Annotated in this window: 20 protein-coding genes; 9 read left to right on the top strand and 11 right to left on the bottom strand. The window is 40.6% G+C overall.

The features are described from left to right. The first annotated feature begins 14 nt into the window (after positions 1–14). Positions 15–800: an SDR family oxidoreductase gene (locus MKY17_RS04630; RefSeq protein WP_098373372.1), complete on the top strand. Its 786-nt coding sequence runs from the start codon at positions 15–17 to the stop codon at positions 798–800. A 79-nt stretch (positions 801–879) separates the two neighbouring features. On the opposite strand, the gene MKY17_RS04635 is transcribed toward MKY17_RS04630, so the two are convergent. Then, a complete protein-coding gene (locus tag MKY17_RS04635) occupies positions 880–1425 on the bottom strand; it encodes an NAD(P)H-dependent oxidoreductase (protein ID WP_098373371.1) in 546 nt (181 codons plus the stop codon). A gap of 118 nt (positions 1426–1543) precedes the next feature. Further along, positions 1544–2500, bottom strand: coding sequence for a bile acid:sodium symporter family protein (locus MKY17_RS04640; protein WP_098373370.1), 957 nt, complete (start codon positions 2498–2500; stop codon positions 1544–1546). Positions 2501–2771: 271 nt separating this feature from the next. On the opposite strand from MKY17_RS04640, the gene MKY17_RS04645 reads away from it, so the two are divergent. The 4 genes from MKY17_RS04645 to cobT all read left to right on the top strand — a co-directional run bounded on the left by MKY17_RS04645 (position 2772) and on the right by cobT (position 6007). Then, entirely contained in the window at positions 2772–3188 is a 417-nt protein-coding gene (locus MKY17_RS04645) for an Rrf2 family transcriptional regulator (protein WP_098373369.1), read from the top strand. A 114-nt stretch (positions 3189–3302) separates the two neighbouring features. Further along, positions 3303–4010, top strand: a complete 708-nt coding sequence (locus tag MKY17_RS04650; RefSeq protein ID WP_098373368.1) for a nitroreductase family protein — start codon at positions 3303–3305, stop codon at positions 4008–4010. Positions 4011–4301: 291 nt separating this feature from the next. Continuing rightward, positions 4302–4847, top strand: coding sequence for a signal peptidase I (gene lepB / locus MKY17_RS04655; protein ID WP_098373367.1), 546 nt, complete (start codon positions 4302–4304; stop codon positions 4845–4847). A gap of 113 nt (positions 4848–4960) precedes the next feature. After that, positions 4961–6007, top strand: coding sequence for a nicotinate-nucleotide--dimethylbenzimidazole phosphoribosyltransferase (gene cobT, locus MKY17_RS04660; protein ID WP_098373366.1), 1047 nt, complete (start codon positions 4961–4963; stop codon positions 6005–6007). Between the two features lie 59 nt (positions 6008–6066). On the opposite strand, the gene MKY17_RS04665 is transcribed toward cobT, so the two are convergent. After that, a complete protein-coding gene (locus MKY17_RS04665) occupies positions 6067–7470 on the bottom strand; it encodes a sigma 54-interacting transcriptional regulator (RefSeq protein ID WP_098373365.1) in 1404 nt (467 codons plus the stop codon). A 264-nt stretch (positions 7471–7734) separates the two neighbouring features. On the opposite strand from MKY17_RS04665, the gene MKY17_RS04670 reads away from it, so the two are divergent. Both MKY17_RS04670 and MKY17_RS04675 read left to right on the top strand, forming a co-directional pair. Continuing rightward, positions 7735–9402 carry a thiamine pyrophosphate-binding protein gene (locus MKY17_RS04670; RefSeq protein ID WP_286177221.1) on the top strand — a complete coding sequence of 556 codons (1668 nt, stop codon included), beginning with the start codon at positions 7735–7737 and terminating at the stop codon, positions 9400–9402. Positions 9403–10000: 598 nt separating this feature from the next. Beyond that, a complete protein-coding gene (locus MKY17_RS04675; protein ID WP_098373363.1) occupies positions 10001–10204 on the top strand; it encodes an FbpB family small basic protein in 204 nt (67 codons plus the stop codon). A 296-nt stretch (positions 10205–10500) separates the two neighbouring features. On the opposite strand, the gene MKY17_RS04680 is transcribed toward MKY17_RS04675, so the two are convergent. The 5 genes from MKY17_RS04680 to MKY17_RS04700 all read right to left on the bottom strand — a co-directional run bounded on the left by MKY17_RS04680 (position 10501) and on the right by MKY17_RS04700 (position 16357). Further along, positions 10501–11682, bottom strand: coding sequence for a C40 family peptidase (locus tag MKY17_RS04680; RefSeq protein ID WP_098373362.1), 1182 nt, complete (start codon positions 11680–11682; stop codon positions 10501–10503). A gap of 286 nt (positions 11683–11968) precedes the next feature. Beyond that, positions 11969–12805 carry a TIGR03943 family protein gene (locus MKY17_RS04685; RefSeq protein ID WP_098373361.1) on the bottom strand — a complete coding sequence of 279 codons (837 nt, stop codon included), beginning with the start codon at positions 12803–12805 and terminating at the stop codon, positions 11969–11971. A gap of 14 nt (positions 12806–12819) precedes the next feature. After that, entirely contained in the window at positions 12820–13698 is an 879-nt protein-coding gene (locus MKY17_RS04690; protein ID WP_098373360.1) for a permease, read from the bottom strand. A gap of 356 nt (positions 13699–14054) precedes the next feature. After that, positions 14055–14681 carry a DNA-3-methyladenine glycosylase gene (locus MKY17_RS04695; RefSeq protein WP_098373359.1) on the bottom strand — a complete coding sequence of 209 codons (627 nt, stop codon included), beginning with the start codon at positions 14679–14681 and terminating at the stop codon, positions 14055–14057. A 110-nt stretch (positions 14682–14791) separates the two neighbouring features. Continuing rightward, positions 14792–16357, bottom strand: a complete 1566-nt coding sequence (locus MKY17_RS04700; protein ID WP_098373358.1) for an MDR family MFS transporter — start codon at positions 16355–16357, stop codon at positions 14792–14794. Between the two features lie 271 nt (positions 16358–16628). Here MKY17_RS04700 and proC point away from each other — a divergent pair, with 271 nt between their 5' ends. Together proC and MKY17_RS04710 are read left to right on the top strand one after the other, a co-directional pair. Continuing rightward, positions 16629–17435, top strand: coding sequence for a pyrroline-5-carboxylate reductase (proC, locus tag MKY17_RS04705; protein ID WP_098373357.1), 807 nt, complete (start codon positions 16629–16631; stop codon positions 17433–17435). Between the two features lie 84 nt (positions 17436–17519). Next, on the top strand, positions 17520–18887 hold the full coding sequence (locus MKY17_RS04710) for an FAD-linked oxidase C-terminal domain-containing protein (protein ID WP_098373356.1): 1368 nt from the start codon (positions 17520–17522) through the stop codon (positions 18885–18887). 388 nt (positions 18888–19275) lie between these two features. Here the strand turns inward: MKY17_RS04710 and ald are convergent, their stop codons facing one another. The 3 genes from ald to MKY17_RS04725 form a co-directional block, all read right to left on the bottom strand. Beyond that, a complete protein-coding gene (ald, locus tag MKY17_RS04715) occupies positions 19276–20409 on the bottom strand; it encodes an alanine dehydrogenase (protein WP_076367639.1) in 1134 nt (377 codons plus the stop codon). Between the two features lie 172 nt (positions 20410–20581). Beyond that, complete coding sequence (locus MKY17_RS04720; RefSeq protein WP_098373355.1) at positions 20582–21403, bottom strand: EcsC family protein; 822 nt, start codon at positions 21401–21403, stop codon at positions 20582–20584. 49 nt (positions 21404–21452) lie between these two features. After that, positions 21453–22709 (bottom strand): helix-turn-helix domain-containing protein, encoded by a 1257-nt coding sequence (locus tag MKY17_RS04725; protein WP_286177220.1) that lies wholly within the window; start codon positions 22707–22709, stop codon positions 21453–21455. Positions 22710–22792 lie beyond the last annotated feature (83 nt).

Raw genomic sequence — 22792 nt, forward strand, 5'->3', positions numbered from 1 at the left:
TGGAGGGTGATTAAATGTATACAGATTTAGAAGGTAAGGTCGTTGTTATAACGGGTTCATCCACTGGTTTAGGAGAAGCGATGGCCATTCGCTTTGCTAAGGAAAAGGCAAAGGTCGTGGTTAATTATCGTACTAAATTAGAGGAAGCAGATAGTGTAATGGAAGAAATCAAAACAAATGGTGGGGAAGCCATTGCAGTAAAAGGCGATGTCACCATTGAAGAAGATGTCATTAACCTTGTTCAATCAGCGATAAAGAATTTCGGGAAACTTGATATATTCATCAATAATGCAGGAATTGAAAATCCGGTTCCATCTCACGAGATGCCGTTAAGCGACTGGAATAGGGTAATCAATACCAATCTAACAGGAAATTTCCTAGGCTGCCGTGAAGCTATCAAGTATTTTATCGAGAACGATATTAAAGGGAATGTTATAAACATGTCCAGTGTACATGAGATGATTCCCTGGCCTTTATTCGTTCACTATGCGGCAAGCAAGGGCGGGGTGAAGCTGCTTACGGAAACCCTGGCTCTTGAATATGCACCAAAAGGGATCCGTGTGAACAGCATTGGTCCTGGAGCCATCGCCACGCCAATAAATGCCGACAAGCTTGAAGATCCCGAAAAGAAAAAAGATCTTGAAAGCATGATTCCGATGGGGTATATCGGAAAGCCTGAAGAAATTGCTGCAGTTGCTGCATGGCTGGCATCTTCAGAATCCAGTTATGTAACGGGCATCACTCTATTCGCTGACGGAGGAATGACAAAATACCCCGCATTCCAAGCGGGAAGAGGATGAATTTAGTTAAATTCCTCTTTTATGATGCAACAAGAATCCCAGCAGGATCATTCCTGCTGGGATTCTTGTTAAAAAAGCATTAACGAGTGTGATGATTATACCAGCTAATGAAGTTATCGACGACCGCATCGATAAACTGGACAGTCGACTCATGTGTAAGCCTGCCTTCGTTATCGATTTTGTCATGCACTGCACCAACATATACTTCATTTCCGGGAAGGAGCGGGGAGGAGATGCCTAATGCGAATAGGATCTCACGCAAATGCAATTGAGCTTTAACCGTTCCTAATTGCCCCATTGACGCACCCATGATCCATGAAGGTTTGCCGATCAAGACTTTATCGACACGTGATAACCAATCGATTGCATTGCCCAATACGCCTGGAATCGTACCATTGTATTCAGGTGTTACCCACAAGACTGCATCTGCTTCGGCCACTTTGCTTTTAAATTCTTTTACAACTAATGGAGGGTCATTTTCAATATCTTGATCATAAAAAGGTAAATCCCGAATGTTCAAGATTTCGAGATCAAACCGATCTTGATATCTAGTTTGAATATATTTTGCTAGCTTAAGGTTGTAGGACTCTTTACGAATACTTCCCACTATTGCAACAACTTTCATCTTCAATACCTCCAAGGATTTGTAATGGATAATCATGTAAATATGTTCCACTTACCTATTATAATTGGAATATAAATGAAAGGGAAAAAGGATGCTTGAGAAATAATCATTCTGCGGATCACCCTTCATTCATACCACGGTGAAAATGCTTTTCCATGACATAGCCAAAAAAGGAGGCAAGCATTTGTTGAAACAGCATGCCAAGTACAACGGGAACAGCGACGGCAGCAGGGAAATAGGTTGTTGCAAGAACGGCTCCAGCACTGATGTTCCGCATACCGCCTGTAAATGTCAAGGTGATGATATCCTCCTTTTCCCATCTTAAATATGCACCGACCATCCAAGAAAGGGCATACCCTGAAGCAGCTATGAACAAAACCAGGAAGGCCATGATCATTAATTTCTTATCGAAATGGGTTAAGTAAGGAGCGATTTTTGAACTGTTCAATATGACTACGATTCCAACGCTTATCTTGGAAAATGGAGCTAAGCGGGGGGAAAGTGTAGATTGTATTTTCCCTTTTGTAGCCTGATTCAAGAACAAGGCAAGCATGGAGGGAAGAACGACCATTCCGATTAATCCTTTCACAATCGACCCCAAATCCATTTCGATCGAACCGCCTCCAAAAAGGGAAACACTGTAAGGAACGATGAATGGTGAGAGTAGGGTGTCGATCAAGATAATGGTTAGGGCAAGTATGGCATTCCCATTATAAATGGATACCCATATCATACTGGTGACACCGGTTGGTATCACTACAGCCAGGACTAGGCCGGTAATCGTGAAGGCATCACCATGAAACACTAAGTGGCCGAGACCAAAAGCCCAAATAGGCATGAGCATATGAAGGATGAGCAATACTATGAAAACAGGTAAAGGGTGGGTGACAGCCTGTTGCAAAGATTTAAAGTTGGAGCCTAAACTTCCGGAAAATGTTATGAAGGCGAATATCCATGGAACAAGAAAAGTGTAATCCATTAGATGTTCGGCCAATAGTACCCCAATCACCACGCTTAACGGTGTGATGAGAGGCATGATTTTATCCATTTGTTCATTTATTGCTTTCAGCATCATTCATTCACTTCCTGAGCTATTCTATTAAGTAAGTTTACCATATTCCTAAAGAAATAATTTGTAAGACAAGTAATTTGTCTATTTATTTTTTTGTATTTTTTAAAAATGATGAAAAGCATGTATTGGAAGGATAGATTTGGTGAGGGATTCATCGTTCCAAAAAGGGTTTTCCCGGTTGTGTTCATTAAAAAGAGATTTTGGCAGGTTTGTTCGATGCAGCGTTGTATATTCATCGAAAAATAGTTTAAAGTAGAGGGGAGAGGTGAAAGAAATGTCAGAAAAGGTTTCCAGTATAATGTGGTTTAGTCTTGCAGTACAAGCCCTGCTTGTTCTTGCTGATCATGATGGATTATGCAATAGTAATAAATTGGCTGATAAGCTTGATTCGGAGTCCGGCTTTCTTAGAAAAATATTAAGTAATTTAGTGAAGGCAGGGCTGATTCAAGCAAAGGAAGGCAGGGATGGGGGATATTCACTTGCCAGAAATCCCGAACAAATCATTCTTGCAGATATATACGCTGCAATTAAATCCGAACCTTTTTCAAAGGGCTTTCTTGATGTGAATGATAAGAAATGCTTTCAACCATCTTCACGCGAAGCTTTATGCGGTTTAAAAAACGAGATGGAGAGCTGGATTATACAAGGCTTGGAGCAGAAAACGATTGCTGATTTACTTTCGAAATCTTAATGTGAAAAACGAAACTGACATGGTTTCGTTTTTCTCAAACTGTATTTGACAAAAGAACAGTATGCGTAATATACTGTTCCTGTATTAATTACAGTTAAATGGAGGTCATTATAAATGACAAAAAATATAATGAGTAAAGAAGAGTACCTAAATAAATCGAAAGAATTGAATATACCGCTTGAAAAGCCCAAAGTCCTTAATGATACGGACTTCATTACGGTAGCAAAAGAACGGAGATCTGTTCGCCAGTACGATGCTGAATACGTGATGACTGAAGAGGAAATTCGCGAAATCCTGGATATTGCGATTCAAGCACCGTCTTCTTCCAACTTACAGCCATGGAGATTCCTTGTGATTCAAGATAAGCAAACCCAACAAGAATTGCTCCCAATCGCCAATAACCAACAACAAGTCGTCGATGCATCTGCTGTCATTGCCGTTTTAGCTGATATAGAAGGTTACAAAAATGCAGAGAAGATTTATGGTGAATTAGTCAATAAAGGGATCATGAAGAATGAAATCAAAGAGCCATATGTAGCCTCTATTCTGCATAATTACGGCAACTTTTCCGCTGAAAAGGCTTTAAGTGTAGCCATGATTGACGGTGGCTTGGTTTCCATGCAGATCATGTTAGCTGCAAAAGCAAAAGGATACGATACAGTCCCAATGGGTGGGTTCGATGAAGCCAAATTTGTGGATGCATTCAATGTACCGGAAAACTTCAAACCTGTCATGTTAATTTCCATTGGAAAAGGAACTAAAGCAGGCTTTGAAAAAGTCCGTTTGCCACTTGATGCTGTATTAACTTGGAATAAATACTAAGTTTTGGAACAATATTTGTACTATGTTAAAAGGATAGCTAAAACTCGCTATCCTTTTTTTCATGATTTGCTCTCTACTCCTTTTATTAAAAATGATTATTCTCGCAAGCGATAAAAGGATATGTTACAATTTTTCCAGATATTTCTTTTGGAATATCTCTTCTAAAAATCACCGACGGCAAACTTAAGCATAAGGGATAAACAGTGCTAAAGAATTGTTTTTGGCGCGCCAGCCAAAAATACAGCAATTATCGTTGATTTAGCCGTTCACAATGGATTGGAGGGAGTCCTTATGAAGAATATGAAAATTGAAGTGTTCTCGTGGTTGAAATCTATCTTATTCGCTTTAATGATCGTGTTCATTTGCCAACAGTTTTTATTTACACCAGTTACAGTAAAAGGTGAATCAATGGAGCCGACTTATGAAAATGATGACCGGATAGTGGTAGCTAAAATCGGAAAGCCGGAGCGCTTCGATATGGTCGTATTTTATGCTCCGGACGCGGAAGAGAATTATATAAAAAGGGTGATCGGTTTACCAGGTGACAGCGTTGAAATGAAAGATGATATCTTATATATCAATGGGAAAAAGTATACAGAACCATATTTGAAATTAAAAAAAGGGGAAATTCCACCTGAAGAAAATCTGACGGAGAATTTTACCTTGAGTGATTTACTTGGGAAATCCAGGGTGCCTGCCGGTCATTTATTTGTCATGGGGGATAATCGAAGGAATAGTTGGGATGGAAGAAGATTTGGTTTTATTTCTGAAAAATCACTAATGGGCAAAGTGAAATTTCGTATCTACCCATTAAATGAAATGGGAGTGCCGAAGTAAATAGAAAGCCAAGAGGATAATTATATAGACTAAGTTGTATTTATAGCAGATGATGGATAAGAACCTTTTCCTGTGGTTAAGGTTTTTCATTTTGGATTGTGGGGGGTATACAAATGACGAATGGGTTAGCTGCCATCTCCATCCCGATGCTGGATGAAGAAATGGGACGGCAGGTTAAAGGACATGTTGATTCACTGACCGTTCCTCAGGGAAGCTTAGGAAGGCTTGAAGAATGGATAATCGAACTGGCCAAGATGACAGGAGAGGCATTTCCGGACATTTCGAAACCGGGGGTGATCGTGTTTGCGGCCGACCATGGAATTACGGAAGAAGGTATTTCGGCTTATCCAAAAGAAGTGACGGAACAAATGGCACTTAATTTCCTGAATGACGGTGCTGCCATCAATGTATTAAGCCGCGCGATAGATGCTTACTTGGACATTGTCGATATAGGGATCGATGCAGATATCGAAGCACCAGGGTTAACTTCTAGAAAAGTCCGCAATGGAACTAGAAACTTTTATAAGGAAGAGGCAATGACAAAGGAAGAAGTAATTCAAGCGCTTGAAATTGGATATGACCGTGCACAGAAAATGATTGCCCGTGGTGCGAACTGCCTGATTCTTGGTGAAATGGGAATCGGAAATACGACTTCCAGTACCGCCATCATCTCCATCGTAAGCGGGAAAAGCGTCGAGTCACTAGTGGGGCAGGGAACAGGATTGAAGTCAGAAGGCATTTTACATAAGCGAAGAATAATTGAAGAAGCGATTTCATTAAGAAATCCTAATCCAGATGATCCAATCAATATTTTGATGAAAATCGGCGGGTTCGAAATTGCAGGTATGGCAGGGGCCATGCTCTCTGCAGCGAATAACCGTATTCCCATTCTTGTTGATGGTTTCATTACAACCACGGCTGCTGTATTGGCAAACCTGATTTCCGGACGTGCAGCTGATTATATGTTTGTTGGACATCGATCTGCAGAACCTGGTCATAGAACGGCCATAGAACTGCTTGGCAAGGAGCCGATCCTCGATGTGGGAATGAGAATCGGGGAAGGAACAGGGGCTGCCCTGTCATACCCCATCCTTAAGGCAGCGACATTGGTCATTAAAGAAATGGCAACATTTGAATCTGCAGGCGTGTCAAATAAGTAAGAAATAGGAGACCTTCATTGCGATGGTCTCCTATTTTTATGGTTTCTTTCAGTTCCCTTTTACTTAATGGGCAGATGACCTTTATATTTCTTCATTTTCCTGACGACGGAAGGCTGGCTGATCCCTAAGAATTTAGCCATCTCATATGTGGACTTACATTTTTTACTCGCTTTCATCATCATCCATTTTTCCACTTGCTCGAGGGCGGTATTGAGATCACTATCATCAACCATCATATCGTCAATCATTAGGGTATCATCTATTTTCTCAAAAGATTCTTGTCCATGGAAATGGGAGGGGAGAAAGCCAGGGAAAATTATGGAGTCTTCCGAGGTCAAAATGAGCCGTTCAATCAGGTTTTCCAATTCACGCACGTTTCCTGACCATTTATGCTGAATCAGTATTTCGTAAGTGGAAGGGTGCAATTTCTTATCTGACTTGTATTTCTTGTTGATGATTTCGAGATTATGATTGATTAAGATGGCAATATCATCCTTTCTTTCTCGTAATGGCGGTATTTGGATGGGAATCACATTTAAGCGATAATACAAATCGAGCCTGAATGTTCCCTTTTCCACCATTTCCTCAAGGTTTTGATTGGTTGCCGTTACAAGCCGAAAATCTATCTTATGCTCTTTTTTTCCGCCCACCCTTTTAAAAGTCTTTTCTTGCAGGACATTTAATAATTTCACTTGCATATCCAGCGGAAGCTCACCGATTTCATCCAGAAATAAGGTTCCGTTATCTGCTTGTTCTACTAGCCCTTGTTTCCCCTGCTTCTGCGCTCCGGTGAAGGATCCCGCTTCATACCCAAACATTTCAGATTCAAAAAGACTTTCTGGGATGGTACTGCAGTTGACTTCGATGAATGGCTCTTTGCTGCGGTAACTCTGATTGTGCAGCCTGCGGGCGAATACGCTCTTCCCTACACCGGATTCACCAAGAAGCATGACTGTCGCATCCGTTTTGGAAACACGGTGTATCGTTTTGGCGATTTGCCTCATTTCCTTGCTGCGATAGATCAGCTCCTCCTGTTCCCTAAGTTCCTCGACCTCCGATTGGTATTCTTGAATCTTTTTCTCCAATTGACCGTACTGATCCTGGAGGTTCCTGATTTCAGTTTGATCTTGGGCATAGCTGACGACACGAATCAATTCACCATCTTCATCAAAGATGGGATAGGCAGTAGACATGACGATTTTTCCCGTCTTCGTATGCTGCATGATCTGGACAGGTGTTTTCTCTTTCAATACCATCGCGGAAATCGAAGGTGAAAGGATTCCTTCCGTTTCGAGCTGGTAAACGGATTTTCCAAGATAATGTTCTGGTTCGATTCCATATATCCACCAATGGTTAGGATTCGTGAATAAAATGAATCCTTTTTCATCGGTCACGGTAATATTATTATTGGATGTGTTGATGATGCATTCCAAAACTCTTTTGACATTGTTATCACTCATCATTTTCCCCCTTATCCACTGTTCCCGTGATTCAAATATAAATCAAAAATAGTGATGGAATCAAGAATTTTCAGATATTTTGATTTGGAATTGAATCATTTTTTATAAGAACCCTGCCTGAGATAGTCTCACTCACTTCATTCATCAAAGCTAAAACTAGAGTAATAGAGTAGCGAACCCACCTTAAGTATATGGATATTTACGGTTAACCTACTTATGTTTGGGTATAAATAAAGTAGAGAGTAATCGATTGAAGGAGTGATTGACTTGGCTGAAAAAAGGACCTTGGGACAATATTTATACAACTGCTTAAAAGCAGAAGGTATTACAGAGATTTTTGGTGTGCCTGGAGACTATAATTTCTCATTGCTAGATACTTTGGAAGATTACGATGGGATTGAGTTTATTAATGGACGAAATGAACTCAATGCAGGATACGCTGCGGACGCTTATGCCCGTGTGAAGGGAATTTCGGCACTCATCACCACTTTTGGTGTCGGTGAAATGAGCGCATGTAATGCAATCGCTGGCGCGTACAGTGAAAATGTGCCGCTCATACATATTGTCGGCTCGCCAAAGTCCATGATGCAACAGGATAAGGAGCTTGCCCACCATACGTTAATGGACGGAGATTTTGATGTTTTCCGTAAGGTTTATGAGCATATCACCAGTTATACGGCAATTCTTACCCCGGAAAACGCAGCTAGGGAGATACCGGCTGCAATCAGAATCGCGAAAGAAAAGAAAAAGCCCGTTTATTTGGTAGTGGCCATCGATCTTGTTGAAAAACCGTTGCTTTCTCACGGTGAGACTTCTGAAAATATGGCCAAAACGAATGTCGATGCGCTGCAGTCAGCAGTGCAGCATATAAAAGGGATGTTAGAACATGTAAACAAAGCGGTTCTGCTTGTCGATGTGAAAACACTTCGTTATAACTTGCAGAAACCCGTAATGCAGCTCGTTGAGAGGTTAAATATTCCAGTTGCTTCGTTAATGCAGGGAAAAAGCGGGTTGGATGAGAGCCATCCCCAGTATATAGGTGTATACGGCGGAGCTTTCGGAAGTAAGGATGTAACTCAGACTGTTGAAGAAGCGGATTTCATCATAGCCGTTGGAGCTGTTTGGTCAGACGTCAATACATCCAAAGGTACAGCAAAGCTTAACCCGTTGAAAATGGTGGAAATTCAACCTGACACATTAAAAGTGGGGGAAGCCAGTTATATGAATGTCAGGGCGGAGGAAATTTTAACTGCGCTCCAGGACATTGGTTACCGGCAGAACGAATCTGTTGGAAACATCTCATTTCCGTATGACACAATGGTGGAAGACCCATCAGCACCACTGAAAGCGGCTTCCTATTATCCTCGAATTCAGCAATTGTTAAAAGAAAATGACATTGTGGTCACGGAAACAGGAACATTCTCTTATGGCATGTCACAGGTCAGGTTGCCGAAAGGGGCGACCTACATAGCCCAGGGAGGCTGGCAAAGCATCGGATATGCCACGCCCGCAGCTTTCGGTGCTTGTATAGCGGATAGAAACCGACGTGTTCTATTGTTTACCGGGGACGGCTCGATACAGCTGACAGCACAGGAAATAAGCTCGATGCTGGAGAACGGCTGCAAGCCCATCGTGTTTATTCTCAACAATAACGGTTACACGATAGAAAAATTCTTGAACGTAAAAGTCGATATAGAAAAACAGAAATACAACGAGATACCAGAGTGGGATTATACAAAATTGGCTGAAGCGTTTGGTCAAGAGGCATTTACAGCAAGAGTCGAGACGAATGGTGAACTGGATGATGCCATTACAAATGCTCAGAACGCCGATAACCTTTGCCTCATAGAATTGGTCGTGAAAGATCAAATGGATGCCCCGGAATATTTACAAAAAATGAGGCAGTATCTTGAAAAGCAAGAGAAACTAAAGTAATGCCATGTTCAAAATGCTCTCACGCTGAACCATGTTTTAAAAGAAAACTGGTTATCTTTCATGATTTTTTGAGGGTTTGTTAAGGATTCGGAACGGTCTAATCCCGAAAACTGATTTTAAAACAATACTTATGATATACTTTATGGTTTTTTACTGTAATCCTTATTGGATTGAAGAAATATGCGACACTCCTGCCGAATAACTGGCTAGACAAGACCCCACAGGCGCTTGCTTTGATGTGGCTTGGCAGACAGTCGGCGGAAAGGGAGCGGATTTCTGAAATCAAGCTGGAACGTTTTTTAAAGAAAGGTCTTCTGTTATGAAGGCCTTTTTTTTGTTGGTATAGATATCGTACTTACGATATATCTATACGGCCCGATCAAGGACAAGAGTGGCAAGTTGAAAAAGTAATCAGGATATACCCAGAATGATAATACCAATATTGGTCACTGGCATTTCAAAATTGAAACCGAGAATTTTGAAATTAAGAGTAATATGAAAATGTCACGAAGTAATAGGGAAAATATCTATTTTTCCTAAGTAGAGAAAACCATTCTTTTTACGGTCGGCCATTTCTGTAGATAAGGGGGCATAAAAAATGCGTAAAAATTTATCATTAGCGCGGTTAATAGAATCGAATAAAGAAAATCTCAACAATAATCAGCTATTCATAGATCATATTGAAGAAAAAGTTCATAAAAAGCAAGTGGAAATGCAGGATAGACATTTGACAAAACAGGCAGGTGATGATGATGTTATTAAGAAAAGCTTGGTTCTTACAACAAACGATTGTCTATCATAGAAAAAAGAAGGATGAAATAGCCCAACGAAAGGAATTATCAAGCTTGGAAGGAGTCCGTGTCAGTAATCAACTTAATTATGCGATTGTGGAAATGCAAAGGTTAATGCGCGAGTGAGGATGGATTCCAAAAAGATAATGAGAATGGTTATAAGCCATAATACCAGTTGGCGGCTATTTGACATTATAATACGCAAAAAAGCGTGTATGATAGTTTATCAATACACGCTTTTTTGCTCTTTTATCAAGGCTTATAGAGTTAATTTTTTAGCCATCAATCGGTTATTGCCATCAATCATTTAGTTAAGTACACGAACTGCCTTTACAAAGCTAGGTCCCCAGTAAGAACTGTTGATGTTAGCGTAGGATACACCTTTAGATGTAGAAGCATTCAGCATTTGACCGTTACCGGCATAAATTCCCACATGATTGATTACACCATCATTATTGGTATCGAAAAATACTAAATCCCCTTTTTGGAGGGATTTTGAAGATACAGCTGTACCAACGTGTGATTGTGCCACTGAATTTCGAGGCAAGGAAACACCTGCACTTTGGAATGCCCTTAATGTGAATGAAGAGCAATCAAATACATCAGTGCGTGAAGTGCTCGCACCGTAAACATACCTGGCTCCCATATATTTAGCGCCAGCAGCCAAAACTTGATCCGCCTTGGTCGATTTGGACGGTTTTTTAATTGCAGATGCCGAGGCTTTCCCGGAAACACGGATGGATTGGCCGATACGAATACGATTTGAATTGGAAATAGTAGGGTTCATTTTAAGTAGGGCACTAAGGGAAAGGTTATATCTTTTAGAGATTGTTGATAAGGTATCCCCTAATTTAACCACATAAACTTCTGTTGTATTTTTACTATTATTCGAACTCGTATAGTTGTTAAGGGTATTAACCTTCAAGACCTGGCCGGGAAAAATAAGGTTACTAGTCAAATGGTTTTTAGACTTTAATTGTTTGACAGTCATATTATTGACTCTAGCAATTTTATCCAGGGTGTCACCGGATTTGACCCTATATGTAGCATTAGAAGGACTGTTTTTAGCCGTAGAGCTAGATACAGGGGCTTTTCCGGAAACCCGGATGGCTTGGCCAATATAAATTCGATCCGAATTAGAAATATCAGTGTTTAATTTAAGCAGAGCACTAAGGGAAAGGTTATATTTTTTAGCGATTTTTGATAAAGTATCCCCCAGTTTAACCACATATTTTTCGGTTTTATCTATATTTTTATCTGTATGGTTGTTAAGGTTATTAACCTTCAAGACTTGGCCGGGAAAAATAAGGTTACTAGTCAAATGGTTTTGAGATTTTAATGCTTGGACAGTTGTACGATTAGCTTTAGAGATTTCATCAAGGGTGTCCCCTGATTTAACTTGATAAGAACCAGCATAAGCGGAAGTGCCTGCCACTAGGGTACCTATAATAGTTCCTGCAAGAATGAAAGAGTTTTTAGAATTGTTCATTTAGGAAAGTTCCTCCTGATGTGGTAAAAAAATATGTAGCATTTATATTATAAGGGTATGGAATATAAAAAACATGACCCATATAAATAAAATTAAACTTTTTCGTCATTTTTCAAGTAATCTTGCTACAGGAAAATGGGGGTTTATGGGATTCAGGTGGAGTGTAAGAGGGCCATACTGTAATTTCGCATAAATGGATAAAAAGAGCATTTCATAAAATGGAAGTTTGAGGTAATTAAAAAGAAAGGTAAGTATAGCATATCCTTACCTTTCCATGATTCATTTTTTAATATTGTCTATAAACGTAGGGATCATCCGGTTCAGCGATTTTACTATGTGATGATACTTTGAGCAGGGGAATGGTTTTCTTGAATGGCTGATAATAAATGGATTCCAATTCACCTGTCACGGAATACCACTCATCATTTTTAGGATGCATTCCTTCAGGAAATTCGATTAGCATACCGAATACCCCAGAGTCCGCGACACAGTGAATGACCCCAAAACGAAACAGGAATGCCTGGTTTTTGGCTAGCTCATTTGAATTGTACGTAAATCCGGTTAACGTTATTTGCTTGCCAGTGAACTTTCCAGGAGAGTAATAGATGGCTTCTAAATCGTTTAGATAGTTTTCATCTGTTAATTGAAGACTATCACGATCAACCAAGCCTTTGAGAGAGTTATCCATTAAAGTTAAATAGTCATCCTTGCCATAATAAAGACTCGTATCCGGCTGCAGGAATTGATGCTGGCTATATTCATCCGAGTCTTCATATACCGGGAAATGAAATCCTTTTTTTTCTACAATATTGGAGTCCATAGTGGCAACAGGCAAAAAGAGACCGGTTAAAATGGGAATGAAGAATAGGAAATAAGTAAGGTTCCTTTTCCATTTCTTATTTTCCTGGGAGTGATCATGTCCACACTGACAATCAACACATTCTTCTTGATCATCTTCCTTAAAATATAAGTAAGATCCCATTAACGTGAATATTGCCAGTATATAGATGGCAATCTGTGAAACATATGAATATTCCATATTAATGTATTTAGATATATTCCCTGAGGCGTGTAAATGCATGAATAAAAAAGTAAGTCCAAGTAATATGAATAATCTTCCCATATAAAACACCCTCTTTAAGAAATAAACAATAAAGTTAGGCCTAAGACGGAAATAAATATATAGGCCATCAAACATAAAACAAATTTTGTTTTGAAGGTACCTAAAAGCATGATCGTATTTTTAATATCAAACATGGCCCCAAATACAAGAAAAGCAACTAGTGAAGAGGGCGAGAAGGTACTTCTAAAAGAACTTGCAACAAAGGCGTCCGCTTGGGAACACAAGGACATGACATAGGACAAAGCCATCATGACTGCATTCCCGGATAGTTTTCCTTGACCGATTTCAAGCAATAGGGATGTTTTCAAAAAGGTTTGAATGGCAGCTGCCAGCAATGCACCAATGATTAAGTATTTTCCAACAGAAAAGAATTCTTCAATCGAGTGTTTGAACATCCCCGTTATTTTGTCTTTAAAAGTAAGTTTATGGTGATGTATATGTTCGATATGTTCCTGTTTAAGCTGATTTGTCTTAAATTGAAAAGACAGGATGCATGCAATGATCAGGACGACCGCGAATGCAATTCCGCCACGATAGAAAACCATGCTCCAGCTATTACCAAACGCTATATAGGTGGAAAACAGGACGATCGGATTGAGAATGGGTGCAGAAAGCATAAAGGCAATGGCCGCTGAAAGAGGAACCCCTTTAGCGATCAAACGGCGGGTAATCGGGACGATCCCGCACTCGCAGGCAAGAAAAAAGACTCCTGCACCTATTGCGGATAGAACAGATAAGATCGGATTTTTCGGAATGATTTTTGCAATCATCTCTTCTGACACAAACATTTGGATAATTCCAGATATAAGGACTCCCAGTAAAATGAAGGGAAGGGATTCAATTAGGATACTAATAAAAATTGTATTCATTTGCAAAAGAGCCTGAACGTTCATCATAAACCACCTTCCATATTGCTGACTTAACTATATTAGGTTCGTAATAGATGGAAGTCAATTTATTATTACTGGGGGAATATGCGGGAAGTTGAATGGGTAAGGAAATTATGGAAATTGAACTATGGGATATTGAGGGGACTTGAATAATCGAATGTATAAGTTTGGCAGAAATTAAGTATTACTTCAATTTAAGCCGTGTTCCTTTTAAGGCTATGGCTGTCATTAGCTATATTCATAATACTTTCATACACGACTCTTGATATGGATTTCGGGATGCTTACGGACAAAGTAAAATCCCCTCTAAGTTGTGTAACATACACAGAATTTACACAGTTCACTTAGAGGGGATATAATCATGGTTTATTTTTCGGCACAGCTTTATTAATTAGGTTTTTACGGGATATAAACGGATTGTCGGTAACCCAGAAACGCCAAGGATAATCTTTTGCTGCCCCGGAGTTGTCGATTCCGACGCGGGGGCCGCTGGATATGTGTTCAGGCATTTTTCCGGCAGCAAGATATAGCGGGGGATCTGTAAAAGATCGACCATAATCATCCATGGTGATGCCTAGTGCCTTTGTTAGCTTTCCAGGTCCATCAGTCCATTTACGAATATCGGCAATTCCGCGTCTTTCATGCATTAGCTCAAGCCCGGAATACGGTTCAACTGCCCGGATTAAAATGGCCTCCGGATTTTCAGGCCCGCCGCTTACGACATTGACCAGTGTATGTGTGTGCATGACGTATGTATATATCAATCCGGAATTACCGAACATCACTTCCGTCCGTTTTGTCCTTCTATTTCCAAAACTATGTGCGGCCCTGTCCCCAGGTCCAATATAGGCCTCTGTTTCAACAATGAATCCAGAAGCGGTTCCATCCGCTGTTTCTTTTACAATGAGGCAGCCAAGAAGGGATTTTGCTAGTTCAAGCGTGGGCCGCTGATAAAAATCCGCAGGTAAAATTGAATGGTTTATCATAGTATCACTCCATTTAGTCTCATACAGGTAAAATTCCCTTATCAATGAAAAAGAAACATGAAGGGATTAAAAAGGCCGGCTGAATATATCAGCCGGTCCCGAGCATATTTTTAGCCTAATTCTTTTTCCGATTCTTGATCTTTTTTGATTCGTCCTGAACCCACAGAAAGTGCCACTAATATCCCCGCGGAAACAAAAAAGATACCGGTGATGAAAACACTGGAGAATGCATCGATCCAAGCATTTTCAATCGTTTTTACAAGGACATTGCTGACTTCTGCCGGCATTTTAAGGTTTTCCGGATAAAGCATGATGTTGAATAACGCATCCGTTTTATCGGCTAATGCTTTCAGTGCCTCATGCAATATAGGGTCCTTTTGGCTTACGACCGCATCATCCATATTTTGCTGGAGATTGTGATTCATGACAGCGTTCAAAATTGTGATGCCCATCGTTCCACCTATAGATCGGAAGAATGTGGAAGCCGCTGTAACCGACCCTAGCTGGGATTTTGGAAACTCGTTTTGAACGGCAATCATCAATGTCGGCATGACAAGACCCATACCTATTCCAAGGATGGCCATGAATGAGTACGCAGTGAAAATAGTCGTACTGCCGTCCATCATGCTCATTAGGAAGAAGCCAAGCGTTGCAAAGGCCATTCCAAAGGTAAGCACGGTACGAAAACGGAATTTCAATAGTAACCGCCCGCCAATGATGCTGGAAAGAATCATACCGATCATCATCGGAGTCATGGTCGACCCCGCTTTTGTTGGTGAAACTCCCAGTACGCCTTGCATGAACAGCGGGACGAACATGATTGCCCCGAACATGCCAAGGCCAAGCAGGAATCCCAAAATATTCGTGGTGGAAAAAACTCTATTTTTAAAAAGGGATAAATCAAGGATCGGTTCGACTGCTCTTCTTTCAAAAATGATGAATAGGGCAATGAAGACAATGGTGCTGCCGAAAATCAAGAGAGATTCCAGTGATAACCATTCGAATTTATCACCACCGAAGGTCAAGCCCAGCAGTAACAGCACAATACCAGGAATCAAGGTGAAAATCCCCAGATAATCGATATTCACTTTCTCTGCTTTCCTTATGGCTTCATGTTTCAATCCTACATAAATCAAAATGGCAGATAGTAAGCCCGTCGGTACATTGATCAAAAAGATCCAATGCCAGCTTATATGGTCAACGATCAGGCCGCCCAGAAAAGGACCAATGACGGAACTTAAACCAAAAAGGGCTCCAAATACACCCTGCCATTTGGCTCTTTGTTCGGCAGAGAATATATCGCCGATTATCGTTTGGGATAAAGGCATGATCATCCCGCCGCCGATTCCCTGCAGCCCTCTATAAATGATCAATTGCTCCATCGAAGTGGCTGTGGCACATAAAAACGAACCAATCGTAAAAATGATCGTACCAAGCAGATAAAGGGAACGTCTTCCATATAAATCAGATAGCTTTCCAACAATGGGTACAACAGTCGTTGAGGCTATTAAATAGGCAGTCGTCACCCATGCAAAGATAGTAAAACCATTCAATTCGCCGATAATTGTCGGCATGGCCGTACCGACGATCGTCTGTTCCAATGAACTGAAAAACATTCCAATGATCAATCCTGTTAAAACTAGCTTAGTATTGACCGCTTTTTTTTCCATTTGCATACGATTTCTCCATTCCTGGAACTGTATTCCTTATTCGTTTTGTGACTGATAGGTCAAAATTATAAATCCGAAATGACCATTTAGTCAACGGTTTTTTCGCTGAAAATTTCAATTGCATGAAGGTGGATATCAAGATTCATCCATAACAATTAAGTAATTCGACCAGAAACCACCAAATCCTTCCTGATTAATATCTCCAACGTGTTTCCATTTATGATATCCGATATAATAAGAAGGAATATAGATGAACTTATGATTGGAAGTGTAAGATATGAATAAAAAAATCGGGTTTATTGGATGCGGCAAAATGGGTGAGGCAATGCTTGAGGGCATGTTGCTTGCAGAGGTCATTTCACCTGAAGGGATCATGGTCAGTACTGCGAGTGTGGAAACCAAAACTAAAATCACCACGAAATATAACGTTAAAGGCACTTTGGATAATATAGAGGTTGCCGGTTTTGCCGACTTTCTCTTTCTAGGGATCCAACCTGCCATGCATAAGCAAGTGATTGAAGAAGTGAAGAATCATGTGAAAGAAGACGCTGTGATCATTACCATGGCAGCTGGGATCACTATATCTTTAGTTGAGAGCAGCTTCGGAAAAAAAGTGAAGGTTGTCCGGACGATGCCAAACACTCCTTCGCTTGTCGGTGAAGGCATGACGGCCATGAGCATCAATGATGAAATTACCGATGCTGATATAGAGGAAGTGACTGCATTGCTGAATAGTTTCGGTAAAACGGAAATCCTGCATGAAGATTTGATGGACGCAGTACCGGCCATCAGCGGTTCGTCGCCTGCTTATGTATACATGTTCATCGAGGCGCTGGCTGATGGAGGGGTCCGTGATGGCATTCCAAGAAAACAAGCATACCGAATGGCAGCACAAGCTGTAATGGGAGCTGCTAAAATGGTACTGGAAACGGAAAGACATCCTGCTGCTTTAAAGGATGATGTCTGCACGCCGGGCGGTTCAACGATAGCTGCGGTAGCGTCTTTAGAAGAGAATCAGCTAAGATCCAGCATTCTGCAAGCAATGAAGGCCTGCACGGATAAAACGAAAGGTTTCAGTAAGTGAAGAAAGATGGATTGCCTATTAGCGGGCAATCTCATTTTGTGTGATATTTTCAGAATGTTTGGTGAAAAAAGAGGGGGCAGCATAATGAATGGTTATATAGAAGAACTTAGGAAGATACTGACGGCAGAACAAGTAACGGTGAATGAAACACTATTGGAACAGCACAGCCATGATGAATCATATCACACTCCGCATTTACCCGATATGGTCATTTATCCAAGGGATACTGCGGAAGTCAGCGCAGTCATGAGTTATGCGAATGAGCATGAAATACCGGTCATTCCTTTTGGATTGGGATCAAGTTTGGAGGGGCATGTCGTTCCAGTCAAAGGGGGAATTTCCCTGGATTTGTCCTTGATGAATCATATACTGGAAATCAGGGAAAATGATTTCCTTGTGAAGGTCCAACCAGGTGTGACAAGGACGCAACTCAATAAAGAATTAAAAAAATACGGTTTGTTCTTTTCCGTCGACCCTGGCGCCGATGCTACATTGGGAGGGATGGCAGCTACGAATGCAAGTGGGACGACCTCGGTCAAATATGGGATAATGCGCGATCAAGTCAGGGATTTGGAAGTGGTTTTAGCAAACGGTGAAGTGATTCATTCCGGAAGTTTAGCGACAAAATCATCTTCAGGCATTCACTTGAATGGCTTGTTTGTCGGCTCAGAAGGTACGCTAGGTGTATTTACTGAACTGACTTTAAAGGTATACGGCATTCCTGAAGTCACCATGGCTGGGAGAGCTTCATTTCCAACCGTCGAACAGGCAGTATCTGCGGTTAATGGGATCATGCTTGCTGGAATCCCGATTGCACGAATTGAATTGGTTGATGCCGAGTCCATAAAAAAAGTTAATCAATTCATGGACAAATCCTATGATGTCCAACCAACTTTATTCCTCGAGTTTCATGGGAATTTTGCCGGACTGGAACAGGACGTCAAATTTGCCAAGGAAATCGTAAGTGATTTTGGCTGTGGGGATATCCAGTTTGAAACCGATTCAAAAGCACGGAATGCCTTATGGGAAGCGCGCCATAACCTCGCATACGCATTCATTCACAGCGCACCTGGAAAGAAGCTGATGGTGACCGACGTAAGTGTGCCCCTTCATGAATTATCGAATGCCATACTGGATACAAGGAAGAAGGTCGAACAATCCAAAGTGGAGGGTGCGATTGTAGGACATGTAGGTGACGGGAATTATCATGTATTGTTCATGATCGATCTGAAAAATCCTGAAGAAGTTAAAGAAGCGAAGAGGTTAAATGAAGAAATCGTCGAATATGCATTAACAAAAGGCGGTACATGTACGGGTGAACATGGGGTAGGACTTGGAAAATCGAAGTATCAGCGAAGGGAGCATGGAGGAGCTTACGAAGTGATGAAAACGATCAAACAGGGATTAGATCCGAAAGGAATAATGAATCCTGGGAAGATCTTCATAGATTAAGAGGCATATTCTATTTTGTAGATTAGTAATAACATCAAACAAACTTGATCCCATATAAAATGTGGTGGAAATCTTGCGTATTATTGGGGCCAAGCCGAAAATGCCAATTACATATCACGAAATATAAACATTTATTCGCATAAAAATGATTTTCGACTTTAATTCGAGCTCTAATCGGAAAAATGGTCCATTCGATCTGATAATTCGACCTATATCTAGTTAAATCGCCCGATCGTGCCGATATTCCGACTATATTCGGAATATCGCCAGTAGTGCGAGATAATCCGACATGATCCAGATATTGTATGAAGAAGTACAGCTTCAACGGGATTCTCGTCCAAAAAAATAAGACTCCAGACAAGATTGTGTCTGGAGTCTTATTTTTTTATTAAGCGTTAATGTTATTTGAGTTTAAGGCATTTTCAACACTTACATAGTTGTAGCCAAGGTCTGTGGCAACTGCTTCGAACGTGATTTCACCGTTCGCAACATTGACGCCTTTAGCAAGTGCATCATTTTCAAGGATTGCTTTGATGGCACCTTTGTTTGCAATTTGAAGTGCAAATGGTACTGTTACGTTAGTTAATGCAACTGTAGAAGTTTGAGGCACTGCTCCTGGCATATTCGCCACTGCATAATGCACTACTCCATGTTTAACATAAGTAGGGTTATCATGTGTTGTTATGTGGTCGACCGTTTCAAAGATACCGCCTTGGTCGATTGCAACATCTACAATGACTGAACCAGGAGACATCGATTTAACCATTTCTTCAGTAACGAGCTTAGGAGCTTTAGCACCTGGAATCAATACAGCACCGATTACTAAATCGGCATCTTTAACTGCTTCCGCAATATTATAAGGGTTGGAGATAAGTGTAGTCAGTTCATTTCCGAAAATATCATCAAGTTGACGTAGACGGTCAGGGCTTAAGTCAAGAATGGTAACATCTGCGCCTAATCCAATAGCGATTTTAGCAGCATTCGTTCCAACCATACCTCCGCCGACAACAGCGACCTTACCACGTTTAACTCCAGGAACTCCGCTTAATAGTATTCCTTTGCCGCCGTTATTTTTTTCAAGGAACTGAGCACCGATTTGTGCAGCCATGCGTCCTGCAACTTCACTCATTGGTGTCAATAAAGGAAGTGTGCGGTTTACTGCAACCGTTTCATAAGCAATGGCCAAGACACCGCTTTCTTTTAGGGCCTGAGCTAGTGCTGGTTCAGCCGCAAGATGTAAATATGTGAAAAGGATTAAATCTTTTCGGAAATATTTATATTCAGATGAGATAGGTTCTTTTACTTTCATGATCATTTCTGTGCTTGACCAAACGCTAGCAGCGTCCTCGACTATAACAGCACCAGCTTCTTGATATGATTCATTTGTAAAACTGCTTCCTAGACCTGCGTTCATTTCGATTAATACTTCGTGACCTGCATTGACTAATGCCACAACCCCAGCTGGAGTGATAGCTACACGGTTTTCATTGTTTTTAATCTCTTTTGGAATTCCTATTCTCATCTTAATCCCTCCAATAATGTGTTTTTACTATTTGTATCACAAGTATAGTTGGAAAAAGAAATAGTTAGTATGTGGAAATCAGAAAATTGAAAATGGTGTATTTGTGGAATTCCACAAACGCAGTGTCAAAAAATATGGGCTCGCCAGGAACAAGACCTTTTTAAAGCTGAATTCAATTCTTTGCAATAGGCTCTTGAATGCGCTCTAAAATCCTTCTTTTCTTATAAAGCATGATTCCCGTATCGGCTATATCGGCAATCATGGAACGATTTGTAAGGGCGCCAAAGATTATTCCGGCAACAGGAACCATTTGCAAAAGCTTTTTCCAGCCAAACTGATCACGGTATGTATAAACGACTTCCCGCCAACCTTGCAGTTCGGATGCTATTTCCCTTTTTGATTGGGAATCGGTCTGGTTCATTTTCGACAATTCATTTAAAAGAGCCTTTTTGCCGACAACATCCGATGTTGTGAATTGCAGACATTTGACGATGAAAATACGTTCTTGGCGGTCTTTAGGATTGAAGCCATATGTGATGGCGATATCCTGAAGCGTTTTGATCGACATGCCGAGAAGAAGGGGGATGTCGATGGCCAAGGTGAAGATTCCGCCAATCCCTGTAGTGGCACCTTGAACCGTTGCCAATTTGCTGCCTGAATTTTTAATATCCTGACTCACGCTATCCATGATATGGAGGGGCATGCTTGAAACATCTTCCAGGGCTTTAATTTCCAACTCGGGAACCTTGGCTTGCAGCTGACTTAGAATATGAGATTCTTTCGTTAAATATTTTCCGCCATTCTGAATGTAGCTGCCGATTTCATCAAGCATGACACCCAACTTTTTCTGAATGAAATCCGGTGTCAACTTATCCAATAGCTTGAAGGGGATCCGCCCGATCCGTTCCCAAAACCATAGTCCTTTCTGATCTTTCTCCCATTTTTCAATGATTGTTAATTCTTTTTCAAGCTCTTCTTTTGTTTCAAGTTTCATATGATCAACCTTTCCACACTTCTAGTATTCCATATCAGGGAATATATCATTAATTTTTCTTGTGAAATTCATCATATTGATTAAGTTTAATGTTAAGAAAGAGGGACATTTTTTGAATCGGGTCTTTTAGCCGAATATTTCCCACTTCAGAGATTCTTTTTAATCTGTAATTCAATGTATTCACATGGATATGAAGATTACTTGAAGCTTCATTTGGGTTGCAGTCCTTCTCTAGATAGACAGTGAGTGTTTGCAGCATTTCCGTCTGGTTCTTCATGTCATATGCTTTTAGCTTAAGGATGGAAGGATGAACACGACGCTGTTTGTTGCTTGCGAGTGTTTCAATCATTTGAAACATGCCAAGTTCTTCATAATGTAAAATGAGTTTCATGTCATCCGGGAAAATATTCTTCATTTTAAGGGTGTATTGAGCTTCTTCGTAACTTGATTTAACATCCATTAAGTTTTTATACATATTGCCAGCCGTTCCAAGAATATGCTCGACACCGAAACGCCGTTTCATCTCCAGAATGAAAAAAGGAATGAACTCATAAATCGATGAAGTGAAAGAAGGGCTGTTTTCCTGGTTGCCTCCCGCGAAAAGAATGAGCTTGTTATGGTCAATGGCAAATAAGGAACTGTTTATCTTTTGAGTGGTCGTTAACATGTATGAAATGTAGCGCTCCACTTCACGATTGATCTCTTTAGGAAATTCGAATACCAATATGGAAAAAACCACTGGAACGTGGATGGAAAATTTCTTGAAATTTTCAATTATTTCCGATTCTTCTTGGTAGTGCCCGGTCAACATGCGCCAAAGGAACTCTTGATGACCTGCTTCTTTCCTTTTCTTTTTCAATTGCAATTGCTGTAACTGGTTCTTCGCCTCCTTGGCAGCGAATTGGAGAAATTTCATATCTTCTTCGGAGAAAGGTTCATTTACTTCCAAAGCCCAAATGAAACCAAGTACTTCATTATTTTTCCGGATGGAAACCGCAACCCTGTTACCGAGACCGACATCATTGATGGCCCCGATTTTAATGGGGGCATCTGCTTTCAATAACGCGGGGATGAAGCCATCTTTCCATAAACTGTTGATGACCTTTTCAGGGACACGTCTTCCGATTATGGTCATAATACGAGCCTGATCCGTAGTATCATCGTGTGTGCTATAAGCAAGTAAGCGATGGTTACCGTCCTCGATTGTAATGGGGCAACCCAAAACAGAACTGATTCTATCGGCAAACTCCATCATATCTCCATAAAGGTCTTTAAAAATATCTCTATTTTTTTCGAATTCCTTCATTTTTATCTTGCCCCTCGCTAAAAAAAATTCCTTCTCCTTGAATTTTAAACGATTTCCTATTAATAAGCATAGATAAATCCTTT

The sequence above is a fragment of the Peribacillus sp. FSL P2-0133 genome, from assembly GCF_037975445.1.
In the GTDB taxonomy this organism is placed as follows: domain Bacteria; phylum Bacillota; class Bacilli; order Bacillales; family DSM-1321; genus Peribacillus; species Peribacillus simplex_E.